A 23,675-nucleotide genomic window follows, 5' to 3' on the forward strand; every position below is an offset into this window, starting at 1 on the left:
CACGACGTCATTCGAGCGGCGGGCAGGGAGCCTGTCAGGGTCATTTCGCAACACAACTAAGGAAGGTCGTAGTGAAGCAAGTCAAACGCAAGGATGGCGCGGTGCTTGGGCAGGAACGTGGGTGGTTGCCCCTGGCTCCGGCCCTGTTGGGTTGGATGGCCTTGATGGGCACAGCCCAGGCGGCGCCCTATGTGGAGAACGGCCGCCGCGGTGATGCCGCGAGCTGGCGCAGCAGCGAGTTCAAGGCCGATTGGGGCCTGGGGGCGATTCATGCCGACAGTGCCTATGCCGCCGGTTACAGCGGCAAGGGTGTCAAGCTGGGGATCTTCGACCAGCCGGTGTATGCCCAGCATCCGGAGTTCGCCAGCCCGGGCAAGGTGCTGACCCTGGTCACCAGCGGCACTCGTCAATACACCGATCCCTATATTCCGGTGCGGGCCGGCGATGCCTTTGTCTATGACGGCCGACCTTCGGTGGGCTCGGACGGCAAGCTGGGGTCCCACGGCACCCATGTCGGCGGGATTGCCGCCGGTAACCGCGATGGTGGGGCGATGCACGGGGTGGCCTTCGACGCCCAGATCATCAGCGCCGACAACGGCGATCCCGGCCCGGAGGACGGCATCATCCTCGGTAACGATGGCGCAGTGTACAAGGCCGGCTGGGACGGCCTGGTGGCCAGTGGCGCGCGGATCATCAACAACAGCTGGGGCATCGGCATTACCGAGCACTTCAGCAAGGGCGGTCGTGATCCGGCGTTCCCGCACTTCACCCTGGACGATGCCCGGGCGCAGTTCGCGCAGATCCAGCCGTTGCTGGGCAGCTTGCCGGGCGGCGCCTACGACGGGGCGATCGCCGCAGCCCGCAGCGGGGTGCTGACGATTTTTGCCGCCGGCAACGATTACAACCTGAACAACCCCGACGCTATCGCCGGGCTGGCCTACTTCGTGCCGCAGATTGCCCCCAACTGGCTGACCGTGGCGGCCTTGCAGCAGAACCCCGACACCAGCAGCGCCGATCCCTATGTCATCAGTACCTTTTCCTCGCGTTGCGGCTACACCGCGAGCTTTTGCGTGTCGGCCCCCGGCACCCGGATCTACAGCTCGGTGATCGGTGGCACCAGCCTTGCGAACATGACCCTGGGCTACGCCAACAAGAACGGCACCTCCATGGCCGCGCCCCATGCGGCCGGTGCCGCGGCGGTGCTGATGGAGCGTTTCCCCTACATGAGCGCGGCACAGGTGGCCAGCGTCCTGCGCACCACGGCCACCGACCTGGGTGCCCCGGGCATTGATGCCTTGTACGGCTGGGGGATGATCGATCTGGGCAAGGGGATTCGCGGGCCCGGCATGCTGGTGACCGAAGCGGATATCCCTGAGGAGTTCCGTATCCAGGGCGGCTACGGTTCGACCCAGTTCGTCGCTGACCTGCCGGGCTATGGCGCGCTGCTGGATGTCGGCAAGCCGACCCAGCGGCGCTGCAATGACATCAGCTGCGTACTGGATATCTGGAGCAACGACATCAGTGGCCACGGCGGCCTGACCAAGCAGGGCGTCGGCACCCTGGTGCTCAGCGGCGCCAACACCTACGCCGGGCCGACCCTGGTCAATCAGGGGCGGCTGGCGGTCAACGGCTCGCTGCTGTCGGCGGTGACGGTGAACGCTGGTGGCATCCTCGGTGGCACGGGCCGCGTGGGCGCACTGACCGCCAACGCGGGCGCGATTGTGGCTCCGGGCAACTCCATCGGCACCTTGCATGTCAGCGCCGATGTGAACTTCCTCCCGGGTTCGACCTACGCGGTGGAGGTGTCCCCCAGCGGCAGCGACCGGATTGTCAGCGACGGTCAGGCAACCCTCGGCGGGGCCAGCCTGGCTCTGGAGCTGGAAAACCCGGGATTGTCCCTCAATGCACAGCGGGTCCCGAGCCTGGTGGGGCGGCAGCTGGATATCCTCCAGGCCGCCAATGGCGTGCAGGGCAGCTTTGGCCCGGTGCTGTCCAACTCGCTGTTTCTGGGGGGCAACCTCAATTACAGCGCCGGCGGTGTACAGCTGGCGGTGGCGCGCAATGCCACCTCGTTCAGCAGTATCGGCCTGAGCCCCAACCAGCGTTCGGTGGCCGATGCTGCCGAGCAACTGGGGGCGGGCAACCCGGTGTATGAAAGCCTGCTGCTGGCCGCCAGCGCGGCCAGTGCACAACAGGCCTTCGAGCAACTGTCCGGGGAAATTCATCCGGCCGTTGGCAGCCAGTTGCTCAATGACAGCCGCTACCTGCGTGACGCGATGGGTGAGCGGCTACGCCAGCAGGATGGGGGCGCGGTGCCTACCGTCGAGGGCGGCGAGCAGGGGCTGTGGCTCAAGACCCTGGGCGCCTGGGGCAAGGCCGACGGCGGCCAGGATCGAGCCGGCTACACCAGCTCCATCGGCGGCCTGCTGGCCGGTGTCGACGGGCAAGTGGACCCGAGCACCCGCCTGGGCGTGTTCACCGGCTACAGCGACAGCTCGCTGAGCATGGGCGATGGCCGGCATTCTTCGGCCAGCATCGACAGCTACCACCTGGGCGCCTACGCCGGACGCGAGCTTGCGCAACTGCGCCTGAGCCTGGGCGGTTCCTACAGCTGGCACCGCATCGCCACTCGGCGCGAGCTGCAATACGACGAGGTTGCCGATCGCCAGAAGAGCAAGCGTGATGCCCGCAGCCTGCAGCTGTTCGGCGAGGCGGCGTGGCACCTGGATCTGCAGCCCATGGCCCTGGAACCCTTTGCCAGCCTGGCCTATGTGCAGGTGGACAGCGAGCGTTTCAAGGAACACGGCGGCGCCACGGCACTCAAGGGCGATAGCGACAATCGCGAGGCTTGGCTCTCGACCCTGGGCATGCGCGCCGGCAAGCAGTTGCAGTTGTCTTCCGGGCAGACTGTGGAACTGTCCGCTACCCTCGGCTGGCAGCACAATCTGAGCGCCACCGGCGCCGACCAGCATCTGGCGTTTGCCGACGGTGGACAAAGCTACAAGGTGCAGAGCCTGTCACTGGACCGCGATGCGGCGGTCGTCGGTGCACGGGCGGGCATTGCCCTGGGTCGACAGACCCGGGTCAATCTGGATTACAACGGGTTGCTGGGCAGCCGTGACCGGAACCATGGGGTCGGCTTGACCCTGGACTGGACTTTCTAAGACCCAGGCAACGGATGTGCAAGGTGTTGTACAGGTCCTCCAGACCCGGAAACGGGGCCTGCGAGGGCCTGAGCTTTCTCTGACAATTCCAACAAAAGAGAGGCAATACCATGGGTGTCTTTGACTACAAGAACTTCACCGCAGCCGATTCCAAGGCGCTGTTTTCCGATGCGCTGGCGATCACGCTGTATTCCTATCACAACCTCGACAACGGCTTCGCCGTGGGTTACCAGCACCATGGCTTCGGCCTGGGCCTGCCGGCGACCCTGATCACCGCGCTGATCGGCAGCAGCGATTCCCAGGGCGTCATCCCCGGTATTCCCTGGAACCCGGACTCGGAGCAGGCCGCCAAGGACGCGTTGCACCAGGCCGGGTGGTCCACCCTCAGTGCCCAGCAACTGGGCTACAGCGGCAAGGTGGATGCCCGGGGCACATTCTTCGGCGAGAAGGACGGCTACGGCACGGCCCAGGTGGAGATCCTCGGCAAGTACGATGCCCAGGGCCACCTGAGTTCCATCGGCATCGCCTTTCGCGGCACCAGCGGCCCTCGGGAATCGGTGATCGGCGACACCATCGGTGACGTCATCAGTGACCTGCTGGCCGCCCTGGGACCCAAGGACTATGCGAAGAACTACGCCGGTGAGGCCTTCGGCAAACTGTTCGCCGATGTGGCGGCTTTTGCCCAGGCCAATGGCCTGTCGGGCAAGGACATTCTGGTCAGTGGCCACAGCCTGGGCGGGCTGGGGGTCAACAGCCTGGCGGACCTGAGTGCCGATCGCTGGTCCGGGTTCTACAAGGATGCCAACTACATCGCCTATGCCTCACCGACCCAGAGCAGCAGCGACAAGGTGTTGAACATCGGTTATGAAAACGACCCGGTGTTCCGCGCCCTGGACGGTTACAACTTCAACCTGTCGTCCCTGGGGGTGCACGATGCCCAGCAGGACTCGGCCACCAACAACATCGTCAACTTCAACGACCATTACGCCTCGACCCTGTGGAACGTGCTGCCGTTCTCGATCCTCAACATCCCCACCTGGATTTCTCACTTGCCCACCGGCTACGGCGATGGCCTGACCCGGGTGCTGCAGTCGCAGTTCTATGACTTCACCAGCAAGGACTCCACCATTGTCGTCGCCAACCTGTCGGACCCGGCCCGGGGTAGCACCTGGGTCCAGGATCTGAACCGCAACGCCGATACCCACAAGGGCAGCACCTTCATCATCGGCAGCGACGGTAACGACCTGATCCAGGGTGGGGGCGGCAACGACTACCTGGAAGGCCGCGACGGCAACGACACCTTCCGTGATGACGGCGGCTACAACATCATCCTCGGCGGCAAGGGCAGCAACACCCTGGACCTGCAGCACTCGGTGAAGGACTACAGCTTCGCCAGCGACGGCGCCGGGACCCTGTACGTGCGCGACGCCAGCGGCGGGATCAGCATGACCCGCGACATCGGCGCCATTCAGAGCAAGGAGCCGGGGTTTCTCTGGGGCCTGTTCAAGGATGATGTGGTCCACCAGGTCACCGACCAGGGGTTGAAGGTGGGCAGCCAACTGACCCAGTACGCGTCTTCGGTGAAGGGGGACGGCGGCGACAACCTGCTCAAGGCCCATGCCGGCGGCGATTGGCTGTTCGGCCTGGATGGCAACGATCACCTGATCGGCGGCAAGGGCAACGATGTCTTCGTCGGTGGCGCCGGCAATGACCTGATGGAGTCGGGTGGGGGCAACAACACCTTCCTGTTCACCGGTCATTTCGGCCAGGACCGCATCCTCGGCTACCAGAGTGGCGACAAGCTGGTGTTCATGGGGGTGAGCGGCGTGCTGCCGGACCAGGACTATCGGGCCCACGCCAGTAGCAGCGGCAATGACACCGTGCTGACCTTCGGCCATGACTCGGTGACCCTGGTGGGTGTCAGCCTCGCGCACCTCAACGGCTCGGGCATCACCCTCGCCTGATGGACCTGCAGCGTGGGGCTCGCAACGGGCTCCGCGCTGACTTGGCAAGAAAATCGTGACCTGTCGGTCGGTTGGCGACTCAAATACTTGTAAAACCCAAGCCTGGTCATGCGTTACCCAAGGTATTGAGCAGTAATCGATTCAAGGAAAAGGCAGGAGAGTGTTGACAGTGAGTAATAGCAAGAGGTGTGCGGGCGGACTGGTGCTGGCCCTGTGGGCGCTCATGGCATCGGCCGAAGAGCTGCCTCAGAGCTCGATTCTGAAACGTTACGGAGTCACCCCGGATCAATTGCCGGCCGGCCAGCCGGCGCCAGCCGAGAAAGAGGAGCCGGCACCCAGTCGCTTCAATCTGCAGCCGGAGCAACCCATTGCAAATTTCCGTCTGGGGGACGGCAAGGCGCCAGAGAGCACGGGCAACATCAGTATCGATAACGCCGAAGCCCGGGAGCGGCAGCGCTGCCAGCAAGTGCGTGACGAGCTGTCAAAGCGCGGCAAGCCCCTGGGGATTGTCTGCGAGCCGGGGCAGGGACCCTTTCCCTGGTCGCACTGAGGTGCACGGCTGAATCATTGTTCCTGGCGAACGGTGGCGACATCGTCCGCCTTGACCCGGATGGTCTTGCCGGAAATGTCCTGGAATTCGTAGAAGCCATCAGCGGTCTTGGTCTTGGGCTGGTCCCGGGTCAGGTACTGGGTACCGTTCTGCAAGGTCACCACGGTGGGTGAGGCGCAGCCGGTCAGGGCCAGGGCGGCGACACTGGCCAGGAGCAATCCCAGGTTCTTCACATTCATATAGACCTCTTATCGGTAGGGGTATCCGTGTTGCGCCGGACACTATAAGCATGGCCCCTTGGTGTCGTGAAGACGACGAAAGTTCGCCTGGGCACTGGAAAAATCTTCTTCCCGCCATTTATCCAATAGTGTTTGCCAGACCGGGGCGTCGGCTGTTATCTGTACGCATAACCAGTATCAGTCCAGCCGTGGCGCCTTCGTTCAGTGACTTCCAATCCCCTCGAGAACCCCTTTTATTACCTGCACAACTTCCAGCAAGTCCTGAACTGGCTGGAGCTGCGCTATGCCGATGTGCTGCGCGATGAAGAGCAGTGTTTCATCACCGATTTCGCGCAGTTGCCCCAGCCATCCCAGGCCTTGCTGGTGCGCATGGTGATGCGCAAGGGGCGGCATTTTCGCCTCGGCAAGTTGCGTTACCCGGAGATCGGCGACAGCGCCCGGGCCCTGCAGCCGTTGCTGGCGTTGGGCTGGATCGATGAGCAGGCGCCCTTGGCCCTGGACGAGTTGTTCGGCCTGCTGCAAAAGGCCGAGATCCTGCAGTGCTTCAGTGACCAGGGGCTGGTGGCCAAGGCCAAGAAGAACCAGTGGCTGGAGACCCTGCAGGCGCTGTACCCGCAACCCCGGGCTTTCGGCCAATGGTGCCCGGCACTGGCGGACCGGCTGCTGAGCCTGACGGTCATGCCGTTGTGCGATCGCCTGCGCTTGATGTTCTTCGGCAATCTCTACCAGGACTGGTCGGAATTCGTGCTGGCGGACCTGGGGATCTACAGCTACGAAAAGGTCGAGATCAGTGCCGATGCCCGTGGCTTGCGCAGCCGTGACGATGTGGACGGCTTCATCTACCTGCACCAGTGTCAGGAAGCCTTCGAGGCCGGGGAGGAGGTGGACGCGGTGCTCGCGCGCATCGCGGCTTTCAGCACCGCCAACCCCTGGCTGGAGAAACGCCGCGGCAAGCTGTTGTTCCAGCTGGGGCAGCATTGCGAGCGGTTGACGGACTGGCGGCAGGCCCGGGAGATCTACCAGCAATGTGCCTACCCCGGTGCTCGCCTGCGGTTGATCCGGGTCCTGGAGCTCAGTGCCGAGTATCAGGCGGCGCTGGCGCTGGCCGAGCAGGCTGCGGCGGCGCCCCAGAGCGCTGCCGAGGCCCAGCAGCTGCTGCGAGTCATGCCCCGGCTGCGGCGCAAGCTGGGTGGCCCGCCGGCGCCCCGGACGGTCAGCCGCGAGGTGGCGCGACTGGATCTGTGCCTGCCCCGTGACGCCGATGGCCTGGCGGTGGAGCTGCATGTCCAGGCCCATCTGCAGCAGCCCCAGGCGCCGGTGCACTACGTGGAAAACAGCCTGATCAATTCGCTGTTCGGGTTGCTGTGCTGGCCGGCGATCTTCGCCCCCTTGCCCGGGGCGTTCTTCCACCCGTTCCAGCGCGGGCCGGTGGATCTGCTGAGCGAGGACTTTCATCAGCGGCGCAGCGATCTGTTCCAGGCCTGCCTGGAGGAGCTGGACGATGGTCGCTACCGGGACAGCATCCGCCAGCGGTTTGTCGACAAGTGGGGCCTGCAGTCGCCCTTCGTGTTCTGGGGGGCCTTGACCGAGGAGTTGCTGGAGCAGGCCCTCGACTGCCTGCCGGCCGAGCACCTGAAACACTGGTTTGAGCGCCTGTTGCTGGATATCAAGGCCAACCGGGCCGGTATGCCGGACCTGATCCAGTTCTGGCCCGAGGCCAGGACCTACCGGATGATCGAGGTCAAGGGCCCGGGGGACCGCCTGCAGGACAACCAGCTGCGCTGGCTGGACTTCTGCCAGGAGCACCGGATGCCGGTGGCGGTGTGCTATGTGCAATGGCAGGACCTGTCGACGTGAGCTACCGCATTGCGGTGCGGGCCCTGTGCGAGTTCAGCGCCAAGAGCGGCGACCTGGATCTGCGTTTCACCCCATCGCCTACCGCCCTGGAGGGAATAGTCGGGCACCGCACCGTGGCGTCCCGGCGCAATCCCGGCTACCAGAGCGAAGTGGCCCTGGAGGGTCAATACGGCGAGTTGCTGGTCAAGGGCCGGGCGGACGGTTATGACCCGGCGCAGAACCTCCTGGAGGAGATCAAGACCTATCGGGGCGACCTGGCGCGCATACCCGACAACCACCGGCAACTGCACTGGGCCCAGGCCAAGGTCTATGGCTGGCTGTTGTGCCAGAGCCTGCAGCTGCCGAGTATCCGAGTCTCGCTGGTGTATTTCGACATCCTCAGCGAGCAGGAAACCGCCCTGGTGGAGGAGCACAGTGCCGAGGCATTGCAGGCGTTCTTCAATCGACAGTGCGCGGTGTTCCTGGAGTGGGCGCAGCAGGAAATGCGCCACCGCAAGGCCCGGGACCAGGCCACTGGGGCCCTGGTCTTTCCCCATGGCGAGTTCCGCCCTGGCCAGCGGCACCTGGCGGAATCGGTGTACAAGGCGGTCAGCACCGGCCGTTGCCTGCTGGCCCAGGCGCCCACCGGCATCGGCAAGACCCTGGGCACGATCTTTCCCATGCTCAAGGCCATGGCCCCGCAGCAACTGGACAAGCTGCTGTTTCTCACCGCCAAGACCCCGGGGCGGCAGTTGGCGCTGGATGCGGCCCGGGTGTTGTTCGCCAGCCAGTCCCAGCTGCCGTTGCGGGTCCTGGAACTGGTGGCCCGGGACAAGGCCTGCGAACACCTGGACAAGGCTTGCCACGGCGAGTCCTGCCCGCTGGCCAAGGGGTTCTACCAGCGCCTGCCCGCGGCGCGTCAGGCGGCCAGCCAGGTACCGATGCTGGATCGCCAGGCGCTGCGCGAGGTGGCCCTGGCGCATCAGGTCTGTCCTTACTACCTGAGTCAGGAGATGGCCCGCTGGAGCGATCTGGTGGTGGCCGACTACAACTATTATTTCGATTTCAGCGCCTTGCTGTTCGGCCTGGCCCAGGCCAATCAATGGCAAGTGGCGGTGCTGGTGGACGAGGCCCATAACCTGGTGGAGCGCGGGCGTGGCATGTACAGCGCCAGCCTGGATCAACAAACGCTGGCCAGCGTGCGCAGCACTGCGCCCCAGGCGCTGAAAAGTTCGTTGCAACGGCTCAACCGCGAATGGAACGCCTTGCACAAGGAACAGCTCGCGCCATACCAGGCCTATGGCCAACTCCCGACGGCCTGGCTCAGGGCGCTGGCCTTGTGTGTCGCTGCCCTGGGGGACTACTTCAACGAGCAGCCTCAGGGCCTTGACGTTGGTTTGCAGGGGCTGTATTTCGAGCTGCTGCAATTTGCCCGGGTGGCGGAGTTGTTCGATGAACAGCAGTTCATCTTCGATATCAGCAAGCGCTCCCTGAGTGCCAGGCGCAGCCTGTCGCGGCTGAGCCTGCGCAATGTGGTGCCGGCGCCGCTACTCGGGCCGCGACTGACGGCGGCTCGCAGCACCGTGCTGTTTTCCGCCACCCTCAACCCGCAGCATTACTACCGCGACCTGCTGGGATTGCCCCAGACCACGGTGTGGCTGGACGTGGAGTCGCCGTTTGCCGCCGCGCAGCTGGACGTGCATATCGTCAGCCGCATCTCCACCCGCTATGTGCATCGACAGGCGTCCCTGGCGCCCATCGTCGAACTGCTGGCCCAGCAGTTCGCTGCGCGGCCGGGCAACTACCTGGCGTTCTTCAGCAGCTTCGATTACCTGCAGCAAGTGGCCGAGCTGTTGGCTCGCGAGCACCCGCAGATTCCCCTGTGGTTGCAGTCCAGGGGCATGGATGAAGCGTCGCGCCTGGGCTTTCTCCAGCAGTTTCGTGCAGAGGGGCAGGGCATCGGGTTCGCCGTGCTCGGCGGGGCTTTCGGCGAGGGCATCGACTTGCCGGGCTCAAAACTTATCGGCGCCTTTGTCGCCACCCTCGGGCTGCCTCAGCTCAACCCGTTGAACGAGCAGATGAAACAACGCATGGCCCGGCTGTTTGGCTCCGGGTACGACTACACCTACCTCTATCCCGGACTGCAGAAAGTGGTGCAGGCGGCAGGGCGGGTGATTCGCAGCCAGGCCGATCGGGGCGTGTTGATGTTGATCGACGATCGCTTTGCCGAGCCCAGGGTGCGGCAGTTGTTGCCGAGCTGGTGGGCCGTGGACGCCCAAGACCCGGCGTCGGCTGGTGAGATTTCGAGGTGATAGCGCGGAGCTGAAGCCGCTTGCCACCGGCGCTTGTGCGCCGGGGGCGAGGGTCACTGGCCCTGGCGGACCCGGACGAAGCGCCGCAGGGTCTGGCCCGGGCCGGTGCTGAAGCGGGTTGGCCGGGGTTGACCTTCATCGGCGGCGATGAACACGAAGTCGTCCTCAGTCAGCTCATAGCTGGCGGGCAAGGGCTTGCCCGCATCCGCGCCGATGGAGTCGATCCAAGTGATCGACTTGGGGGTGGTGCTGCTGTCGAGGGTGAAGCTTCCGGCCAGCAGCACGTCTCCCGCCACCGTCAGCACGCGAAACTGATCACCTTCGATCAGGGTCAGGGCCCCGGGCGCACTGTGTTCGTCCGGCGGATTCAGCACGCCGCTGTCCTCCATTGAGATTTGCTCCCAGGCTCCCTGCAGGCGCTGAAGTTCCAGCGAGTCGTTGCTCCTGGCTGAGGATGCAGTATCCATTGTCGATCAACTCCTTGTGGGGGCGTTCAGTTGAAGATATTGCGGCCTATGCAGTAGGTCAGCAGGTCCTGGTCGCTCTGTACCTCCAGCTTGCGCATGGCGGAGATCTTCTGGGCACTGATGGTCTTGGAGCTGCGGTTCTGGCTGCGGGCGATGTCGCTGACACTTTTGCCGGACACGAACAAGCGGAGGATTTCGAACTCCTTGGGCGACAGGGTGGAGATGCGCTCATCGATCGCCACATTGGATTCCATCACCGAGTTGGAAGCCGGCTCCAGACTGCGGTAGACGCCTTTTTGCGCGATGGCCTTGAGGGCGGTCTGGATCTCTTCGTGCAGCTGGCTTTTCTGGATGACCCCGACCACGCCCAACTCGTGCAGGCGGGTGAGGATCAGTTGGTTGGAAATCATGGTGAGGATCAGGATCTGCAGGTGCGGAAAGTTACGCTTGAGGTATTCCACCAGCTTCAGGCCATCACCGTAGGGTGAGTCTCCAGGCATGTTGTAGTCGGTGATCACGATGTCCACCTGTTTGGCTTCCAATTGCTGGATCAGGCCTTTGGAACACACCGCTTCACCGACGATTTCAAAACGTTCGTCGCGCTCCATCAACTCGCGTACGCCCAGCAAGACAATAGGGTGATCGTCAGCAATGACTACTTTCAGTTTTTCCATGGCAAACACACCCGTGTAATACGCAAATGAGTAAAGAAACATGAGACTGACGGTACATTAAACCCTGCCACTCATTATTCAAGGGGCAACAGGAGTTCCGACAAGTGCTGCATCAGTTGCCTGACTTGAGCTACTAGTGTCGGGCTCAGGGTGCTTTCCAGTAATTGGCACTCCAGTTCGGCGCAGGCCCTGGCCAGCGCCCCGGCCTGCACCGCCCCCATGGCCCCGGCAATACTGTGCAGACGCTCGGCCGCCGCCTTGCCGGAGCCGGTTTCCAGGGCTTTGGCCAGCCGTTGCAGGTCATCGTGCATGGTGCTGAGAAACAGCGGTCGCATCCGCTCCGAGACCTGAATTCGGTCTCTGACGGGGTGCGGTGACACGGGCCGGTTTTCGCTTCGCAACCCAGGTCTGGCAGCGAGCGGGGCGCTTTTGCCGGGCACCTGGCAGAGTTTCGACAATTGCCCCCGCAGGGTCTGCAGGCTCATGGGCTTGACGATCCAGCTGTTCATTCCGGTAGCCAGGCAACGGCGGCCTTCCTCGCGCAAGGCGTTGGCAGTGACGCCGATGATCGGCAGTTCCGGCTCCCTCAGACGCAACTCTCTGGCCAGGTCGTAGCCGTTCATGACCGGCATGTTGACGTCGGTCAAGGCGATGTCGAACCGGTGCGGCAGCCACTGTTCCAGGGCTTGCTCACCATTGGCCGCCAGGGTTACCTGGCAACCCAAGGCCTCCAGCTGCTCCTTGATGATGGCCTGATTGATGGGGTTGTCTTCCGCCACCAGGATGTTCAGGTTCAGGCCTTGCAAGGTGTCGGCTTCGCGCTGTGCCAGATGCAGCGGCTGTCCCAGGCGGGCCAGCGCTGCGGCCTGGGCGATGGCTCGGATGTCGTGGGCGTCGACCTCCCAGTGCGCCGGCTGCAAGCTGCTGCCGTGCCAACGACCGCTGGAACTGGCACTGACGCAGGGGCCGGGCCAGGTGGGCTGGGCGTCCCGGGGCAGCATGTCGATCAGGACGCTGCTCTGGGGGTTGTCATCCCAACTGGTGGGCAGCGGATAGGCCTGGACCCCCAGGCGGTTGAGCCAGTCGCATGTGCTTTTCATCAGTTCCGGCACCGGTGCGCGGACATACACAGGCGGCCCTTCGGGCAGTGGCTCGGCTCCCGACAAGGTCCCCGGCAGGCGTTGCAGGGTCAGGCGCAGGGAAAAGCTGCTGCCCAGCCCTGGCTCGCTGATGACCTGCATCTGCCCGCCCATCATGTCGCTCAGGCGCTGGCAGATCGTCAGACCCAGCCCGGCCCCGGCTTCGCTGGAAGCGTCGCGGACCTGATAGAAGGGGTCGAACAACTGGGGTTGCTGCAAGGGCGAGATGCCAATCCCGGTATCGGTGACCTGCCATTCGATGCTGGCCTGGCGGGCGTCCTGCTCCAGTACCCGGACGCGCAGTACCACCCGGCCGCAATCGGTGAACTTGATCGCATTGCTCAGCAGGTTGCTGAGAATCTGCTGGATACGGTTGGCGTCCCCCAGCATCAGGTCCGGCAGGCTCGGGTCGATGCAGGCGTAGAACAGCAGCCCGCGGCGTTCGGCAAAGGCGGCGTAGGCGTGCAAGGCATCTTCCACCAAGTCCAGGGGGCAGAACGCCTCCGGGTCGATGCTCATCTGCCCGGATTCGATCTTGGAGACGTCGAGAACGTCGCTGATCAGTTGGAACAAGGTGCTGGAGGAGCGCTGGATGGTTTGCAGGTAATCGCTCTGGCGCGGATCCAGTTGGGTCAGGCCCAGCAGTTCAAGGGTGCCGAGCATGCCATAGAGCGGGGTACGGATCTCGTGGCTCATGGTGGCGAGGAACAGGGTCTTGGCTTCGTTGGCCGCGTCCGCCGAACGCCTGGCCTGTTCCAGTACCTGGGCGTCCTCGACATGCTGGGTGACGTCGTTGAAGGTGCAGAGCAGCACCTCCTGGCCCTGGTAGCGGGTCGAGACCAGGCCAATCTGCAAATGGCGTCCGTCGACATCGAGGCTGGTCTCGTCGTTGTCCATCAAGCGCTGGTCCTGCTGCAGCAGGGCCAGCAGTTTTGTCGTGCCTTGCCATTGTTCGGCCTGACGATTTTCCAGCAGCACTTTGAAGTCTTCCCGACGCACCACACACAGGCCCGTGGGCGCGGTGTCGAGTACCACCCGGCTGAAGGCTTCACTCTCGGCAATGCTCTGGTGCGCCAGTTGCGCCGGCGTCACTACCTTGTTGCGATACCAGCGACTGGCGGCCCAGCCGCTGAAGAAGGCGCCCAGGGCCAGGGTCAGCAGGCCGGCCAGGGTCCACAGGGCGTAGCCGAAGTAGCTCTTGTAGCTGATGCTGTAGATCCCGGTCCAGAGTGCCGGGGTGTGGCTCGTCACCTTGAAGGCCATTCCTTGCCAGCCGAAGTTGAGGCCCTCATGCAGGGCGTCGGCACGGACGTGGGAGCCGGTGAGGACGCTGCCGGAAGGTTCGATCAGGGTGAAGTCGTCATAAATCGACCAGTTCATGAGGCGTTCGATGTTATTGACGTCGTCCAGGTTCAGCAGCGAGGCGACCACCATCGACTCGTGCGTGCCCTGGGTGCGCAACTGTTGCGGCCCTGCATGCAGGCTGATGTAGGCCAGCAGCTTGGGGGAAAACTGCGCCGAGGCCGGCACATGGTATTTCTCCCAGTGGACCTGATTGTTCGGAAGGTCGTTGTTCTTCACCGCCAGGTGCTGCAGGACCCTATCCACCACGCTGCTGTAGGGCATGTCGCTGTTCCAGGGAGTGCCGCGGGTGTGCCGCGCTGCGGGTACGCTGATGTCGAAGTTACCGAAGGTGTTGAAGAGGAAGGTGCGTGGTGCTTGATAGTGCGAGGTGGACCAGAAGGCACCGTAGAACGTCGACAGGTGCATGCCCAGGGCGAACACCTTGGGCAGCTCGCTGGAGGCCAGTTGCTGGTGATTGAAGTTCAGGCTGAAAGGCGTCGAATAGGGCGCTTGTTGCCCTTCGTAAGCGGTTTTTTCCTCGCTGGGCAGGGGCTGCTGCAGATACTGCGCAGTGGGTTCGTCGGCCAGCAATGCCTGTATGGACGGGTGGCTGGCCAGGCGCTGGAGGAACAGCTCTTGTTCCTGGATGTTTTCCATCAGTCCGGTGAAATGCAGCTTTACCGTGCTGTCCTGTTCATTGATCAGGCGTTGGGCGGCCCAGTAGAGAAGGGTGAACAGCAGCAGCGCCAGGCCCGCGAGAATCAACAGACCCTTGTTCAACCGGATCGAGCTTCGACTGAGACTCTCCAGGAAGGTGTCGCGGTATTTCATCACTGAATTCCCAAATGCATATAAGGGCCTCGATTCCGAGATTCCTCTCTCTGAAGCAAGGCCGTCAGCGATGAGTGAAGGTTGCGTGGGTGAGCAAAGGGCTCATCGGCTAGTACAGGGTCGCTGGTCCGTCTTGGGCCAGTAGCTGTTGAAACTGTTGCGAGGACACCGCGTGGGAAATCAGGAAGCCCTGCACCTGGGTGCAGTCGATTTTGCGCAGCAGGGCCAGTTCCTGTGCGCTCTCCACGCCCTCGGCGACCACTGTCAGGCCCAGTTGGCGGCCCAGCGCAATGATGCTGGTCAGGGCCTGGGCGATTTCCTCGTTGTTGTGGCAGCCCTGGACCAGGGCCCGATCGATCTTCAGCTCGGTAAAGGGCGTCGACACCAGATTCATGTAGGAGCTGTAGCCCTTGCCGAAATCGTCCTGGGACAGGCCGAAACCCTTGATGCGCAGGCGGCAGGCACCGGCGTAGAAGTTGCTGATGTGTTCCGGAGTGGAGCACTCCATCAGTTCGAAGCAGATCTTGCCGGGTATGCCCTGGCGCTGGATCACGAAGTCATGCAGTCGATCGGCCAGGTCGGCGCTGTTGAGCAGGTGGGTTGGCAGATTGATCGACACCGGAATGTCATAGCCGTCTTCCCGCCAGCGCACCTGAGCTTCCAGAGCCTGTTCGAGGATCAGCCACAACAGCTCCTCTTCGAGTCCCGCCTCGGTGAGTTCCGGTAGAAAGTCGCAGGGCAACAGCATGCCGTGTTGCGGGTGCATCCAGCGCACCAGCGCCTCGGCGGCGACGATGCGGCCGTTGTTCAGAGCTTTCTTGGGCTGGAACCAGGCTTGAATCTGCGAATTGCGCAGGGCGTGTTGCAGGGTCTCGGTACTGCACTCGACCCAGATCGCTGGCGGCGGCTCGCTGCTGATCAGCTCCGGTAGCTGCGCAGTGAGGTTGCGCAGTGCCGCCAGGCTCACGGGTTTGGAAATCAAGCCTATGACCCGCAGGCCCAGGTTTCGAGCCACCAGGCTGGCGCCCATCAACATGCGCCGGGAAGAGGCACTCATGATTGCCAGGGCCGGGCGTACGCGGTGCTTGGCCAGACCCTGGATGAACTGCACACCGTCCATGCCAGGCATCAGCAGATCTGTCAGTACCAGATCGAAATGCCGTTGCTTGAGACGTTCGAGAGCCTCGGAACCGTTGCTCGCGACCTCCAGCTGGTAAGGCCCCAGCTCGTTGAACAAGTGTTGCAGGTACATGTACTGAAACGGCTGATCTTCGACGATCAAAATGCTACAGGACTTCATGAGGGGCTCTTTCATAGGGCGCCAGATAGTTGAACAACGCTCTTAGTGCAAAGGGCTTGACCAGGCAGTGGTTCATCCCGGCTGCAAGACAGAGCTCTTCTTCTCCGCGCATTGCATTGGCCGTCGCCCCGATGATCGGGATCGAACAGCCTTGACGTCGAAGCTCCTTGGCCAGTTCATAGCCGTTGAGCTTCGGCATGTTCACATCAGTCAACACCACGTCGAAGTGCCCGTTTCTCCAGATGGACAAGGCATCTTCTCCGTTCGAGGCCAGTTCCACGCTGCAGCCCAGTTCCTCCAACTGGTCCTTGAGGATCAACTGGTTGATCACGTTGTCTTCGGCCACCAGCACATGCAGGCTGAGTTTTTTCAGTTCGCGGCTGTCGGTATGTTCCTCGCTCTGGGCCACCCAGACGCCCTGTGCCTGGCTCACCGCCTGGTGGATCGCCCGCAGGTTGTTGGTGTTCACCTGCCAGCTGCCGCCACGGATCCGCGGTTCGTTGTGGCCGTCACCACTGGCGAGCACCAGAGGGCCCTGCCAATCGGGCTCCAGGCGATGTTCGACGATCCCCGGGTGCAGCTCGATCAGCACGTTGCCGCGGCTGCGATCCGACTGAGTGGGCAGGCTGAACTGGGCCCGGGCGCCCCAGCGACGTAACCACCCGGCCACGGATTCCGCCAGCTCGCGGACCGGGGACACCACATAGATCATCTCCGGCAAAAGCGGGCTGATCAGCGGGGTGTGGGACACCATGGGGCAGGCTTCCAGGGGCAGGGTGAGGGTAAAGCTGCTGCCCAGTCCGAGTTCGCTGACCATGCGGATGTTGCCGTTCATCAACTGTGTCAGGCGCTGGCAGATCGGCAGGCCCAGGCCCGTGCCGGCGATGACATTGGTGTTGCCTTCGGTCTGGTAGAAGGGTTCGAAGATCAGCGCCTGGTCGTCCTGGGCGATGCCGCGGCCAGTGTCAGATACCTGCCAGAGGATGTTGCTGCGTTCGCCGTCACGACTGTCCACTCGGACTCGCAGGACGATACGTCCTGAGTCGGTAAACTTGACTGCGTTGTTCAGCAGGTTGCTGAGGATCTGGCGGATCCGTGTGACATCACCAAGAAGAATTTCCGGCAACTGCGGGTCCACGCAAGCATAGAACTGCAGTCCCTTGGCGTGGGCGGCAGCGGCATAGCCCTGGATGATCTCGTGCACCAGATCCAGGGAGGAGAACTCACTGAGCTCCAGGGCCAACTGCCCGGCCTCGATCTTGGACACATCCAGCACGTCGCAAATCAGTTGCAGCAGAGTACCGGAGGAGCCTTCGATGGCCCGCAGGTAATCCCTCTGCTGGTTGTCCAGGTGGGTTCGGGAGAGCAGCTCAAGGGTGCCGAGCACGCCGTACAGCGGTGTGCGGATCTCGTGGCTCATGGTGGCCAGGAACAGCGTCTTGGCTTCGTTGGCGGTATCGGCCAGGCGTTTGGCTTCTTCCAGGGCCGCTTCGATCTGCTTGCGTGCGCTGATATCGCTGAAGGCACAGAACAGCACGTCCTCGCCGTTATAGCGGGTCGGTGCCGAGCTGAGATAGAGATGGCGGCCATCGGCGGTTTCAAAGTAATCCGAACTATTGGGGCGGCTGGGATCGAAGGCCTGTTCGATCCAGCCGGCACAGAGTTGATCGCGCTCGGTGCCATTGCCCAGCCATTGCTGAGACAGGGTGTTCTCCAGCACCACCCGGCCATCGCTGCGGCGCAGCACGCACAGGGCTACCGGAGCGATCTGGATCACGTCGCGACTGAAAGCTTCGCTTTCGATCAAGGCTTGGATCCGGTCCAGCGCTGGAGCGATCAGGCGCACCTCGACCCAGTGGGTCAAGAAGCCGATCAGTGCCATGCCGAACAGGCTGATGAGCAAGGCTACAAACAATTGCGGCCAAAGACTCTTGAGCAGATTGTGCAGGTCGAAGGAGTACACCAGTTGCCAGTCCGATGACCCCAGTTGCTTGCGGATCACCAGATGGTCGGGCCACCAGCGGCCGCCGAGAAAGCCAAAGAAGCTGCCGCCCTTGACCTGCTGCACGTCCTCGCTCAGTTGTGCGCTGGGGGTGCTGCTGAAAATCAGCCCGCCCTGGGAATTGAACATCATGAAATCCCCGGCGCTCTGGTCACTGAGGGCCGCGGAGACACTCTTGCCGTCCATCTCCAGACCCAGCCAGCCAGAGTTGGCGTAGCGCTCGTCAAGGCGGGTGAAAATGTACAGCTGGGCAGTGCCCGAGGAGTGATCCATCAGCCACAACTCTTCACCCGGCGGGACTTCGGAGAACTTCAGCGTGGCCAATTTGGCCAGCAGCGGTCCGGGCAGATACGCCGATTCAGGCTGGGTACTGAACAGCCGTTGCACTTGGGATGGCTCGCCGCCGGAGACATACAGCAGGTTCAGCTGTTTGCTTTTGAGATAGTCGCGCATGCGCTGGGTAAGCCAGATCGACCATTGGTTTCCCTGTGGCCCACCCAGATGCAAGTGGATTTCCTCCGCCGCGTCGGCACTGGGCTCGTAGGCCTCGTTCTGCCGGGATTTGTGTACGGCGGACAGGCTCAGGCTTTCCAGCAGGGCTTCACGGCTGGTGAAGAAAGTCTGGGCTTCGGCAATGGCGCTGCTCATGTAGCTGCGCCGTTGTGACAACTCGTTGCTGATACTTGAACGCAAGAAGTTGTAAACGGCACCCAGCAGGCCGATCAAAAAAATCAGCGCCACGACACGAAGCAGCCGACGGGCTGCTTCAGGACTGGAAAAAAGGGGATTGATCTGATGCAGGTAGCTTTTTAATCTCATCCGCCAACTGTAATTGTGGGGCATGCCAACCAGGGATCAGACAATTCTTAAATAGCTGGGTGCAAAGTAGCTTTGTGGTGTTTATGTTTATCTGGAACTTAGTTGTTCGTCTGAAACAGCAACTTTCCTCTCAGCCATTTTCTTGCAACTAGTCTTTTGTAAATTTTCCTGAAATCGAGAGTTTCTTATTCCGTTACAGCGGTTTCAGACCATCTCCAGGTGCTGTTTACGCCGGGGCGGAGTAAACACTTGATCCAGGGCTTGCAGGTCCTGGGGTTCCAGTTGCAGTTCACCGGCCTGGGCGTTGAGCCGCAGGTGCGCCGGGCGCACTGCCTTGGGAATCACCAGCACCTGGTCCTGGCGCAGCAACCAGGCCAGGGCAACCTGGGCTGAGGTAACCCCGTGGTTCCGGGCAATCTGCTGCAATACCGGTTCGGCCAGCAAGGCGCCACCCTGGCCGATCGGGCAATAGGCCATAAGCGGCATCCGTCGCTGCTGGCAGGCGGGCAACAGGTCGAACTCGATACCCCGCGACTCCAGGTTGTACAGCACTTGATTGGTGGCGCAGGCCGGTGCATCCAGTTCCTCCAGGTCAGCCACGTCGAAGTTGGAGACCCCCCAGCGGCGAATCTTGCCCGCTTCGCGCAGCCGTTCGAAGGCCTCGACGGTTTCCGCCAGCGGATACTGTCCGCGCCAGTGCAGCAGATACAGGTCGATGACCTCGGTACCCAGGCGTTGCAGGCTGCGTTCGCAGGCCAAAGGCAGGCCCTTGCGACTGGCATTGTGGGGATACACCTTGCTCACCAGGAACACCTGATCGCGGCGCCCGGCAATGGCCTGGCCGACCACCTCCTCGGCGCCGCCTTCGCCGTACATCTCCGCGGTGTCGATCAGGGTCATGCCCAGCTCGATTCCACTGCGCAGCGCGGCGATTTCCTGATCGCGCTGCCGGCGATCCTCACCCATGCGCCAAGTGCCCTGGCCAATGACCGGAACCTGAGTGTCCGCGAGCTCGAGCGTGCGCATGCTGCCTCCTGGGATCTGTAGCGAGTCGGATGGGGAGGGCACAGGGAAACAAAGCCTTGGGCGGTGGTCAAGGCCTGCCAAGCCCAGGGCGAGGGCGGAAATCATATATTCCTAAAAAGAATAAAATTCTAATTATTTATTCCTTTGAAGGCTTTGGCTAAAGGTGCATGTTTGTCACCAGCCGCTCAATTCCAGAGTCCGGTGCCAGCAGAGGAATTTTCAGCATGACCATTCAAGCGATCAACGTACGCAACCAGTTCAAAGGCGTGATCAAGGAGATCCACGAGGGCCAGGTGGTTTCGGAAATCGACGTGCAGACCGCTTCGGGCATTGTCACCTCGGTGATCACCACCCGCTCGGTGCGCGACCTGGAACTGAAGATCGGCAGTGAAGTGATCGCCTTCGTGAAGTCCACTGAAGTGTCCATCGCCAAGCTCTGAGACACGCGCCTCGGACGTCATCAATTCACAGGGGAGTGAAACATGCCGCACTCGCTGGATATCACCGCGTTACCCGTGCTCGACCTGAGCCAGTTGGAGGGGCGCCCGGAGCAGCGCCAGGCCTTTCTCCAGAGCCTGCGCCAGGCGGCGCGGGATGTCGGGTTCTTCTACCTCACCGGGCATGGCATCGACAGTGACCTGCTGCGTCGGGTGCAGGATCAGGCCCGGGCCTTCTTTGCCTTGCCCGACGCCGACAAGGCGGCGGTGGGCATGATCCACTCGCCGCATTTTCGCGGCTACAACCGCGCGGCCTCGGAGATCACCCGAGGCCAGCCGGACCTGCGCGAGCAGTTCGACCTGGGTGCCGAACGCCAGGCCTTGCCGCTGGACCCGCAAAGTCCACCCTGGGCCCGCCTGCAAGGTCCCAATCAGTGGCCGGCACAGTTGCCGCACTTCAAGCCCCTGTTGTTGGAGTGGCAGCAGGCAATGACCGGCATGTCGCTGCGCCTGCTGCGAGGTTTTGCCCAGGCCCTGTCATTGCCGGAGCATGCTTTCGATCCCTTGTACGGCGAGCGGCCCAATGAACATATCAAGCTGATCCGCTATCCCGGACGCGCCCCGGGACAAAGCAACCAGGGCGTAGGCGCCCACAAGGATTCCGGATTCCTCAGCTTTTTGCTGCAGGACCAGCAGGCCGGTCTGCAGGTGGAAGTGCAAGAGGGCCGCTGGATCGACGCACTCCCCAGGGACAACACCCTGGTGGTAAACATCGGCGAGCTACTGGAACTGGCCACCCACGGCTACCTGCGGGCCACGGTGCACCGGGTGCTCTCGCCACCGGCGGACCGCGATCGCTTGTCGATTGCCTTTTTCCTCGGCGCCCAACTGGACGCCCGCGTGCCGCTGTACCCCTTGCCTGCAGCCCTGTTGCAGGAAGCCCGGGGCCCGGCCAGCGATCCGGACAATCCATTGTTTCGTGAAGTGGGCTGGAACTACCTCAAGGGCCGCCTGCGTTCCCACCCCGATGTCGCCCAGCGCTTCTACCCCGATGCCCTGGTCCCCAAGGCCCTGAGTGCCTGACCCCGATTCGCCGACCCAAGGACATAACCATGTTGAACAAGAACCTGTTTGCCCTGGCGCTGCTGGCCAGCCTGGGTCACCTCCTGCCGGCGGTTGCCGCACAGCCGTTGCGGGTCGCGGCAGACCCGGTACCCCACGCGCAGATCCTCGCTTATGTGCAAAAGCTCGACCCGCAACTGGCGTTGCAGATCATCGAGATTCCCAACGGCGTGAACTCCAATGAGTTGTTGGCCCACGGCGATGTGGACGCCAACTACTTCCAGCACCTGCCTTATCTCAAGTCCCAGGAACAGGCCCTGGGCCAGCCGTTCGCGGTGGCCGCCAGCGTGCACATCGAACCCCTGGGCATCTACTCCCAGCGGCACAAGAGCTTCGATCAGGTACCACAGGGCGGCACAGTGGCGGTGCCCAACAATGTCACCAACCTGAGCCGCGCCCTGTACCTGTTGCAGAGTTACCAGCTGATCCGCCTCAAGCCCGGCTTCAGCGATCCGGCCCGTGACCAGGCCACCCCCAAGGACATCGCCGACAACCCCAGGCAGTTGAAGATTCTGGAAATCGAATCACCGCAGATTCCCCGGGCCCTGGAAGATGTCGACCTGGCGGTGATCAACGGCAACTACGCCCTGGAAGCGGGCCTGGTGCCAGCCAAGGATGCCTTGGGGCTGGAGCAGGCCGAACACAACCCCTACGCCAATATCCTGGTGACCACCCCCCAACTGCAGGACGACCCACGCATTCGGCAGTTGGCCAAGGACCTGGGTTCTCCTGAAGTGGCCAAGTACATCACCGAGTCCTACAAGGGCTCGGTGATCCCGGTCGCGGGCCGCCAGCCATGATCCAGGTGGAGCAGGTCAGCAAGGTCTATGGCGAAGGCCAGCCGCCGGCCCTGGATCGGGTGTCACTGACGGTTCCCGACGGCGCGGTCTACGGCATTCTCGGCCGCAGCGGTGCCGGCAAGTCGACCCTGCTGCGTTGCCTGAACCTGCTGGAGCGCCCCAGCAGCGGGCGCATCCTGATCGATGGCCAGGACCTCGGCACGCTATCCGAAGGCCAACTGCGCAGGCAGCGCCAGGGCATCGGCATGATCTTCCAGGGCTTCAACCTGCTGCATTCACGCACGGTGCAGGACAACGTCGCCGTGCCCCTGGAAATCGCCGGCCTGGGCAAACCGCAGCGACAAGCCCGGGTCCTGGAACTGTTGGATCTGGTGGGGCTGAGTGATAAGGCCCAGGCCTTTCCTTCCCAACTGTCCGGTGGCCAGAAGCAGCGGGTAGGCATTGCCCGAGCCCTGGCCGCCGGTCCCCGTTATCTGCTCTCGGATGAAGCCACCAGCGCCCTGGACCCGGAAACCACCGCCTCGATCCTGCAACTGCTGGCGCAAATCAACCGCGAGCTGGGGCTGACCATCGTGCTGATCACCCACGAATTGGAGGTGGTCAAATCCATCTGCAGCCATGCCGCTTCCCTGGCCCAGGGCCGGTTGCTGGAGTGCGGTGCGATTGCCCAATTGCTTGCGGACCCGCAATCGGCCCTGGGTCGCGCCTTGCTGCCGGGCTACAACCTGCCGTTCAACGGCAGCCAGCCCGAGGCCGAGCTGACATTTTTCGACAACCAGCGTGCCGCGCCGCTGCTTGCGCAACTGAGTCGCCAGCAGGGGCTGGAACTCAAGGTGCTGGCCGGCGGGGTCGAGTCGGTGGGCGGCCGGCGGGTAGGGCGCCTGCGCATCGCTGCCGCCGGTGCCGACCACGGAAAATTCCAGCAACTGCTGACGGCCCTGGCCCAGCGAGGCATCCGGAGTGAACGCCTGTGAACCGCACTATTGATTGGCAGGAACTGGCGCAACTGCTGATAAGCGCCACTGGCGAAACCCTGTACATGGTGCTCCTGGCCTCGCTGTTCACGGTGCTGATCGGCCTGCCTCTGGGCGTGCTGCTGTTCGTCAGCCGCAAGGGCGGCCTGCGCCCCATGCCGCGGATCAATCGCCTGCTGGGCACCCTGGTCAACCTGGGACGTTCCTTGCCCTTTGTGGTGCTACTGATCGCCTTGATTCCCCTGACCCGGCTGGTGGTAGGCACTACCCTGGGCAGCACCGCAGCGGTGGTGCCCATCACCATCGGTGCCTTTCCATTTTTTGCACGGATCGTCGAGAACGCCCTGGATGAGGTGGACAAGGGACGGATCGAAGCGATCCTGGCCATGGGTGGGCATATCGGCCATGTGATCTTCAAGGCGCTGCTGCCGGAGGCCTTGCCGGCACTGCTGGCGGGGCTGACCCTGACCCTGGTGATGCTGATCGGCTTCTCCTCCATGGCCGGGGTCATCGGCGGCGGAGGCCTGGGCGACCTGGCGATCCGCTACGGCTATCAGCGTTTCAACAACCAGATCATGGTGGCCACGGTGCTGGTCCTGGTGTTGCTGGTGCAGGGAGTACAGAGCGCCGGCGACAGGCTGGTGCGCTCCCTGGCGCACCGCCGTTAAACCCTGT

General features: G+C 63.0%; 17 protein-coding genes. 10 read left to right on the top strand and 7 right to left on the bottom strand.

Annotated features, from left to right (window positions below):
- The first annotated feature begins 155 nt into the window (after positions 1-155).
- From ACMGF8_RS19920 to ACMGF8_RS19930, 3 genes are all read left to right on the top strand, one after another.
- Positions 156-3,164, top strand: a complete 3,009-nt coding sequence (locus tag ACMGF8_RS19920) for an autotransporter domain-containing protein (protein ID WP_416760339.1) — start codon at positions 156-158, stop codon at positions 3,162-3,164.
- Positions 3,165-3,274: 110 nt separating this feature from the next.
- Positions 3,275-5,128 (top strand): polyurethanase, encoded by a 1,854-nt coding sequence (locus tag ACMGF8_RS19925; RefSeq protein WP_102865130.1) that lies wholly within the window; start codon positions 3,275-3,277, stop codon positions 5,126-5,128.
- A gap of 169 nt (positions 5,129-5,297) precedes the next feature.
- Entirely contained in the window at positions 5,298-5,678 is a 381-nt protein-coding gene (locus ACMGF8_RS19930) for a hypothetical protein (RefSeq protein WP_416757000.1), read from the top strand.
- 14 nt (positions 5,679-5,692) lie between these two features.
- On the opposite strand, the gene ACMGF8_RS19935 is transcribed toward ACMGF8_RS19930, so the two are convergent.
- A complete protein-coding gene (locus ACMGF8_RS19935; protein ID WP_102865128.1) occupies positions 5,693-5,917 on the bottom strand; it encodes a YgdI/YgdR family lipoprotein in 225 nt (74 codons plus the stop codon).
- A 204-nt stretch (positions 5,918-6,121) separates the two neighbouring features.
- Between ACMGF8_RS19935 and ACMGF8_RS19940 the strand changes: the two genes are divergently transcribed.
- Both ACMGF8_RS19940 and ACMGF8_RS19945 read left to right on the top strand, forming a co-directional pair.
- Positions 6,122-7,774: a VRR-NUC domain-containing protein gene (locus ACMGF8_RS19940; RefSeq protein ID WP_416757001.1), complete on the top strand. Its 1,653-nt coding sequence runs from the start codon at positions 6,122-6,124 to the stop codon at positions 7,772-7,774.
- On the top strand, positions 7,771-10,065 hold the full coding sequence (locus ACMGF8_RS19945; RefSeq protein WP_416757002.1) for an ATP-dependent DNA helicase: 2,295 nt from the start codon (positions 7,771-7,773) through the stop codon (positions 10,063-10,065). Before ACMGF8_RS19940 ends, ACMGF8_RS19945 begins: the two co-directional genes overlap by 4 nt.
- Before the next feature lie 53 nt (positions 10,066-10,118).
- Here ACMGF8_RS19945 and ACMGF8_RS19950 read toward each other — a convergent pair whose 3' ends face one another.
- The 6 genes from ACMGF8_RS19950 to ACMGF8_RS19975 form a co-directional block, all read right to left on the bottom strand.
- A complete protein-coding gene (locus ACMGF8_RS19950) occupies positions 10,119-10,532 on the bottom strand; it encodes a TIGR03067 domain-containing protein (RefSeq protein ID WP_102865125.1) in 414 nt (137 codons plus the stop codon).
- A 26-nt stretch (positions 10,533-10,558) separates the two neighbouring features.
- The gene (locus ACMGF8_RS19955; RefSeq protein WP_102865251.1) at positions 10,559-11,206 is read right to left on the bottom strand and encodes a response regulator; all 648 of its coding nucleotides are present in this window, start codon (positions 11,204-11,206) and stop codon (positions 10,559-10,561) included.
- 74 nt (positions 11,207-11,280) lie between these two features.
- Entirely contained in the window at positions 11,281-14,520 is a 3,240-nt protein-coding gene (locus tag ACMGF8_RS19960) for an ATP-binding protein (protein ID WP_416757003.1), read from the bottom strand.
- Positions 14,521-14,629: 109 nt separating this feature from the next.
- Positions 14,630-15,820, bottom strand: a complete 1,191-nt coding sequence (locus ACMGF8_RS19965; RefSeq protein WP_102865123.1) for an EAL domain-containing protein — start codon at positions 15,818-15,820, stop codon at positions 14,630-14,632.
- Positions 15,807-18,641 carry an ATP-binding protein gene (locus ACMGF8_RS19970; RefSeq protein WP_102865250.1) on the bottom strand — a complete coding sequence of 945 codons (2,835 nt, stop codon included), beginning with the start codon at positions 18,639-18,641 and terminating at the stop codon, positions 15,807-15,809. The genes ACMGF8_RS19965 and ACMGF8_RS19970 overlap by 14 nt, the downstream gene beginning before the upstream one ends.
- Before the next feature lie 204 nt (positions 18,642-18,845).
- A complete protein-coding gene (locus tag ACMGF8_RS19975) occupies positions 18,846-19,667 on the bottom strand; it encodes an aldo/keto reductase (RefSeq protein ID WP_102865122.1) in 822 nt (273 codons plus the stop codon).
- 224 nt (positions 19,668-19,891) lie between these two features.
- On the opposite strand from ACMGF8_RS19975, the gene ACMGF8_RS19980 reads away from it, so the two are divergent.
- Genes ACMGF8_RS19980 through ACMGF8_RS20000 form a run of 5 tightly spaced genes read left to right on the top strand, consistent with a single transcriptional unit; the run spans position 19,892 to position 23,668 of the window.
- Positions 19,892-20,107 (top strand): TOBE domain-containing protein, encoded by a 216-nt coding sequence (locus ACMGF8_RS19980; protein ID WP_102865121.1) that lies wholly within the window; start codon positions 19,892-19,894, stop codon positions 20,105-20,107.
- A gap of 42 nt (positions 20,108-20,149) precedes the next feature.
- Complete coding sequence (locus ACMGF8_RS19985; protein WP_207167866.1) at positions 20,150-21,187, top strand: isopenicillin N synthase family dioxygenase; 1,038 nt, start codon at positions 20,150-20,152, stop codon at positions 21,185-21,187.
- Between the two features lie 29 nt (positions 21,188-21,216).
- Positions 21,217-22,026: a MetQ/NlpA family ABC transporter substrate-binding protein gene (locus ACMGF8_RS19990; protein WP_102865119.1), complete on the top strand. Its 810-nt coding sequence runs from the start codon at positions 21,217-21,219 to the stop codon at positions 22,024-22,026.
- The gene (locus tag ACMGF8_RS19995; protein ID WP_115579988.1) at positions 22,023-23,000 is read left to right on the top strand and encodes a methionine ABC transporter ATP-binding protein; all 978 of its coding nucleotides are present in this window, start codon (positions 22,023-22,025) and stop codon (positions 22,998-23,000) included. Before ACMGF8_RS19990 ends, ACMGF8_RS19995 begins: the two co-directional genes overlap by 4 nt.
- The gene (locus tag ACMGF8_RS20000; protein WP_115579989.1) at positions 22,997-23,668 is read left to right on the top strand and encodes a methionine ABC transporter permease; all 672 of its coding nucleotides are present in this window, start codon (positions 22,997-22,999) and stop codon (positions 23,666-23,668) included. The genes ACMGF8_RS19995 and ACMGF8_RS20000 overlap by 4 nt, the downstream gene beginning before the upstream one ends.
- Positions 23,669-23,675: the final 7 nt, after the last annotated feature.

The sequence above is a fragment of the Pseudomonas sp. BNK-7 genome (assembly GCF_048072025.1).
Classification (GTDB): domain Bacteria; phylum Pseudomonadota; class Gammaproteobacteria; order Pseudomonadales; family Pseudomonadaceae; genus Aquipseudomonas; species Aquipseudomonas danubii.

Bases quoted from the DNA above. Each gene is read 5' to 3' on its own strand.
- ACMGF8_RS19970 (WP_102865250.1), bottom strand. From the start codon at position 18,641: ATGAGATTAAAAAGCTACCTGCATCAGATCAATCCCCTTTTTTCCAGT.
- ACMGF8_RS19985 (WP_207167866.1), top strand. From the start codon at position 20,150: ATGCCGCACTCGCTGGATATCACCGCGTTACCCGTGCTCGACCTGAGC.
- ACMGF8_RS19975 (WP_102865122.1), bottom strand. From the start codon at position 19,667: ATGCGCACGCTCGAGCTCGCGGACACTCAGGTTCCGGTCATTGGCCAG.
- ACMGF8_RS19980 (WP_102865121.1), top strand. From the start codon at position 19,892: ATGACCATTCAAGCGATCAACGTACGCAACCAGTTCAAAGGCGTGATC.
- ACMGF8_RS19960 (WP_416757003.1), bottom strand. From the start codon at position 14,520: ATGAAATACCGCGACACCTTCCTGGAGAGTCTCAGTCGAAGCTCGATC.
- ACMGF8_RS19925 (WP_102865130.1), top strand. From the start codon at position 3,275: ATGGGTGTCTTTGACTACAAGAACTTCACCGCAGCCGATTCCAAGGCG.
- ACMGF8_RS19935 (WP_102865128.1), bottom strand. From the start codon at position 5,917: ATGAATGTGAAGAACCTGGGATTGCTCCTGGCCAGTGTCGCCGCCCTG.
- ACMGF8_RS19995 (WP_115579988.1), top strand. From the start codon at position 22,023: ATGATCCAGGTGGAGCAGGTCAGCAAGGTCTATGGCGAAGGCCAGCCG.
- ACMGF8_RS19955 (WP_102865251.1), bottom strand. From the start codon at position 11,206: ATGGAAAAACTGAAAGTAGTCATTGCTGACGATCACCCTATTGTCTTG.
- ACMGF8_RS19965 (WP_102865123.1), bottom strand. From the start codon at position 15,820: ATGAAGTCCTGTAGCATTTTGATCGTCGAAGATCAGCCGTTTCAGTAC.
- ACMGF8_RS19920 (WP_416760339.1), top strand. From the start codon at position 156: ATGGCCTTGATGGGCACAGCCCAGGCGGCGCCCTATGTGGAGAACGGC.
- ACMGF8_RS19950 (WP_102865125.1), bottom strand. From the start codon at position 10,532: ATGGATACTGCATCCTCAGCCAGGAGCAACGACTCGCTGGAACTTCAG.
- ACMGF8_RS19990 (WP_102865119.1), top strand. From the start codon at position 21,217: ATGTTGAACAAGAACCTGTTTGCCCTGGCGCTGCTGGCCAGCCTGGGT.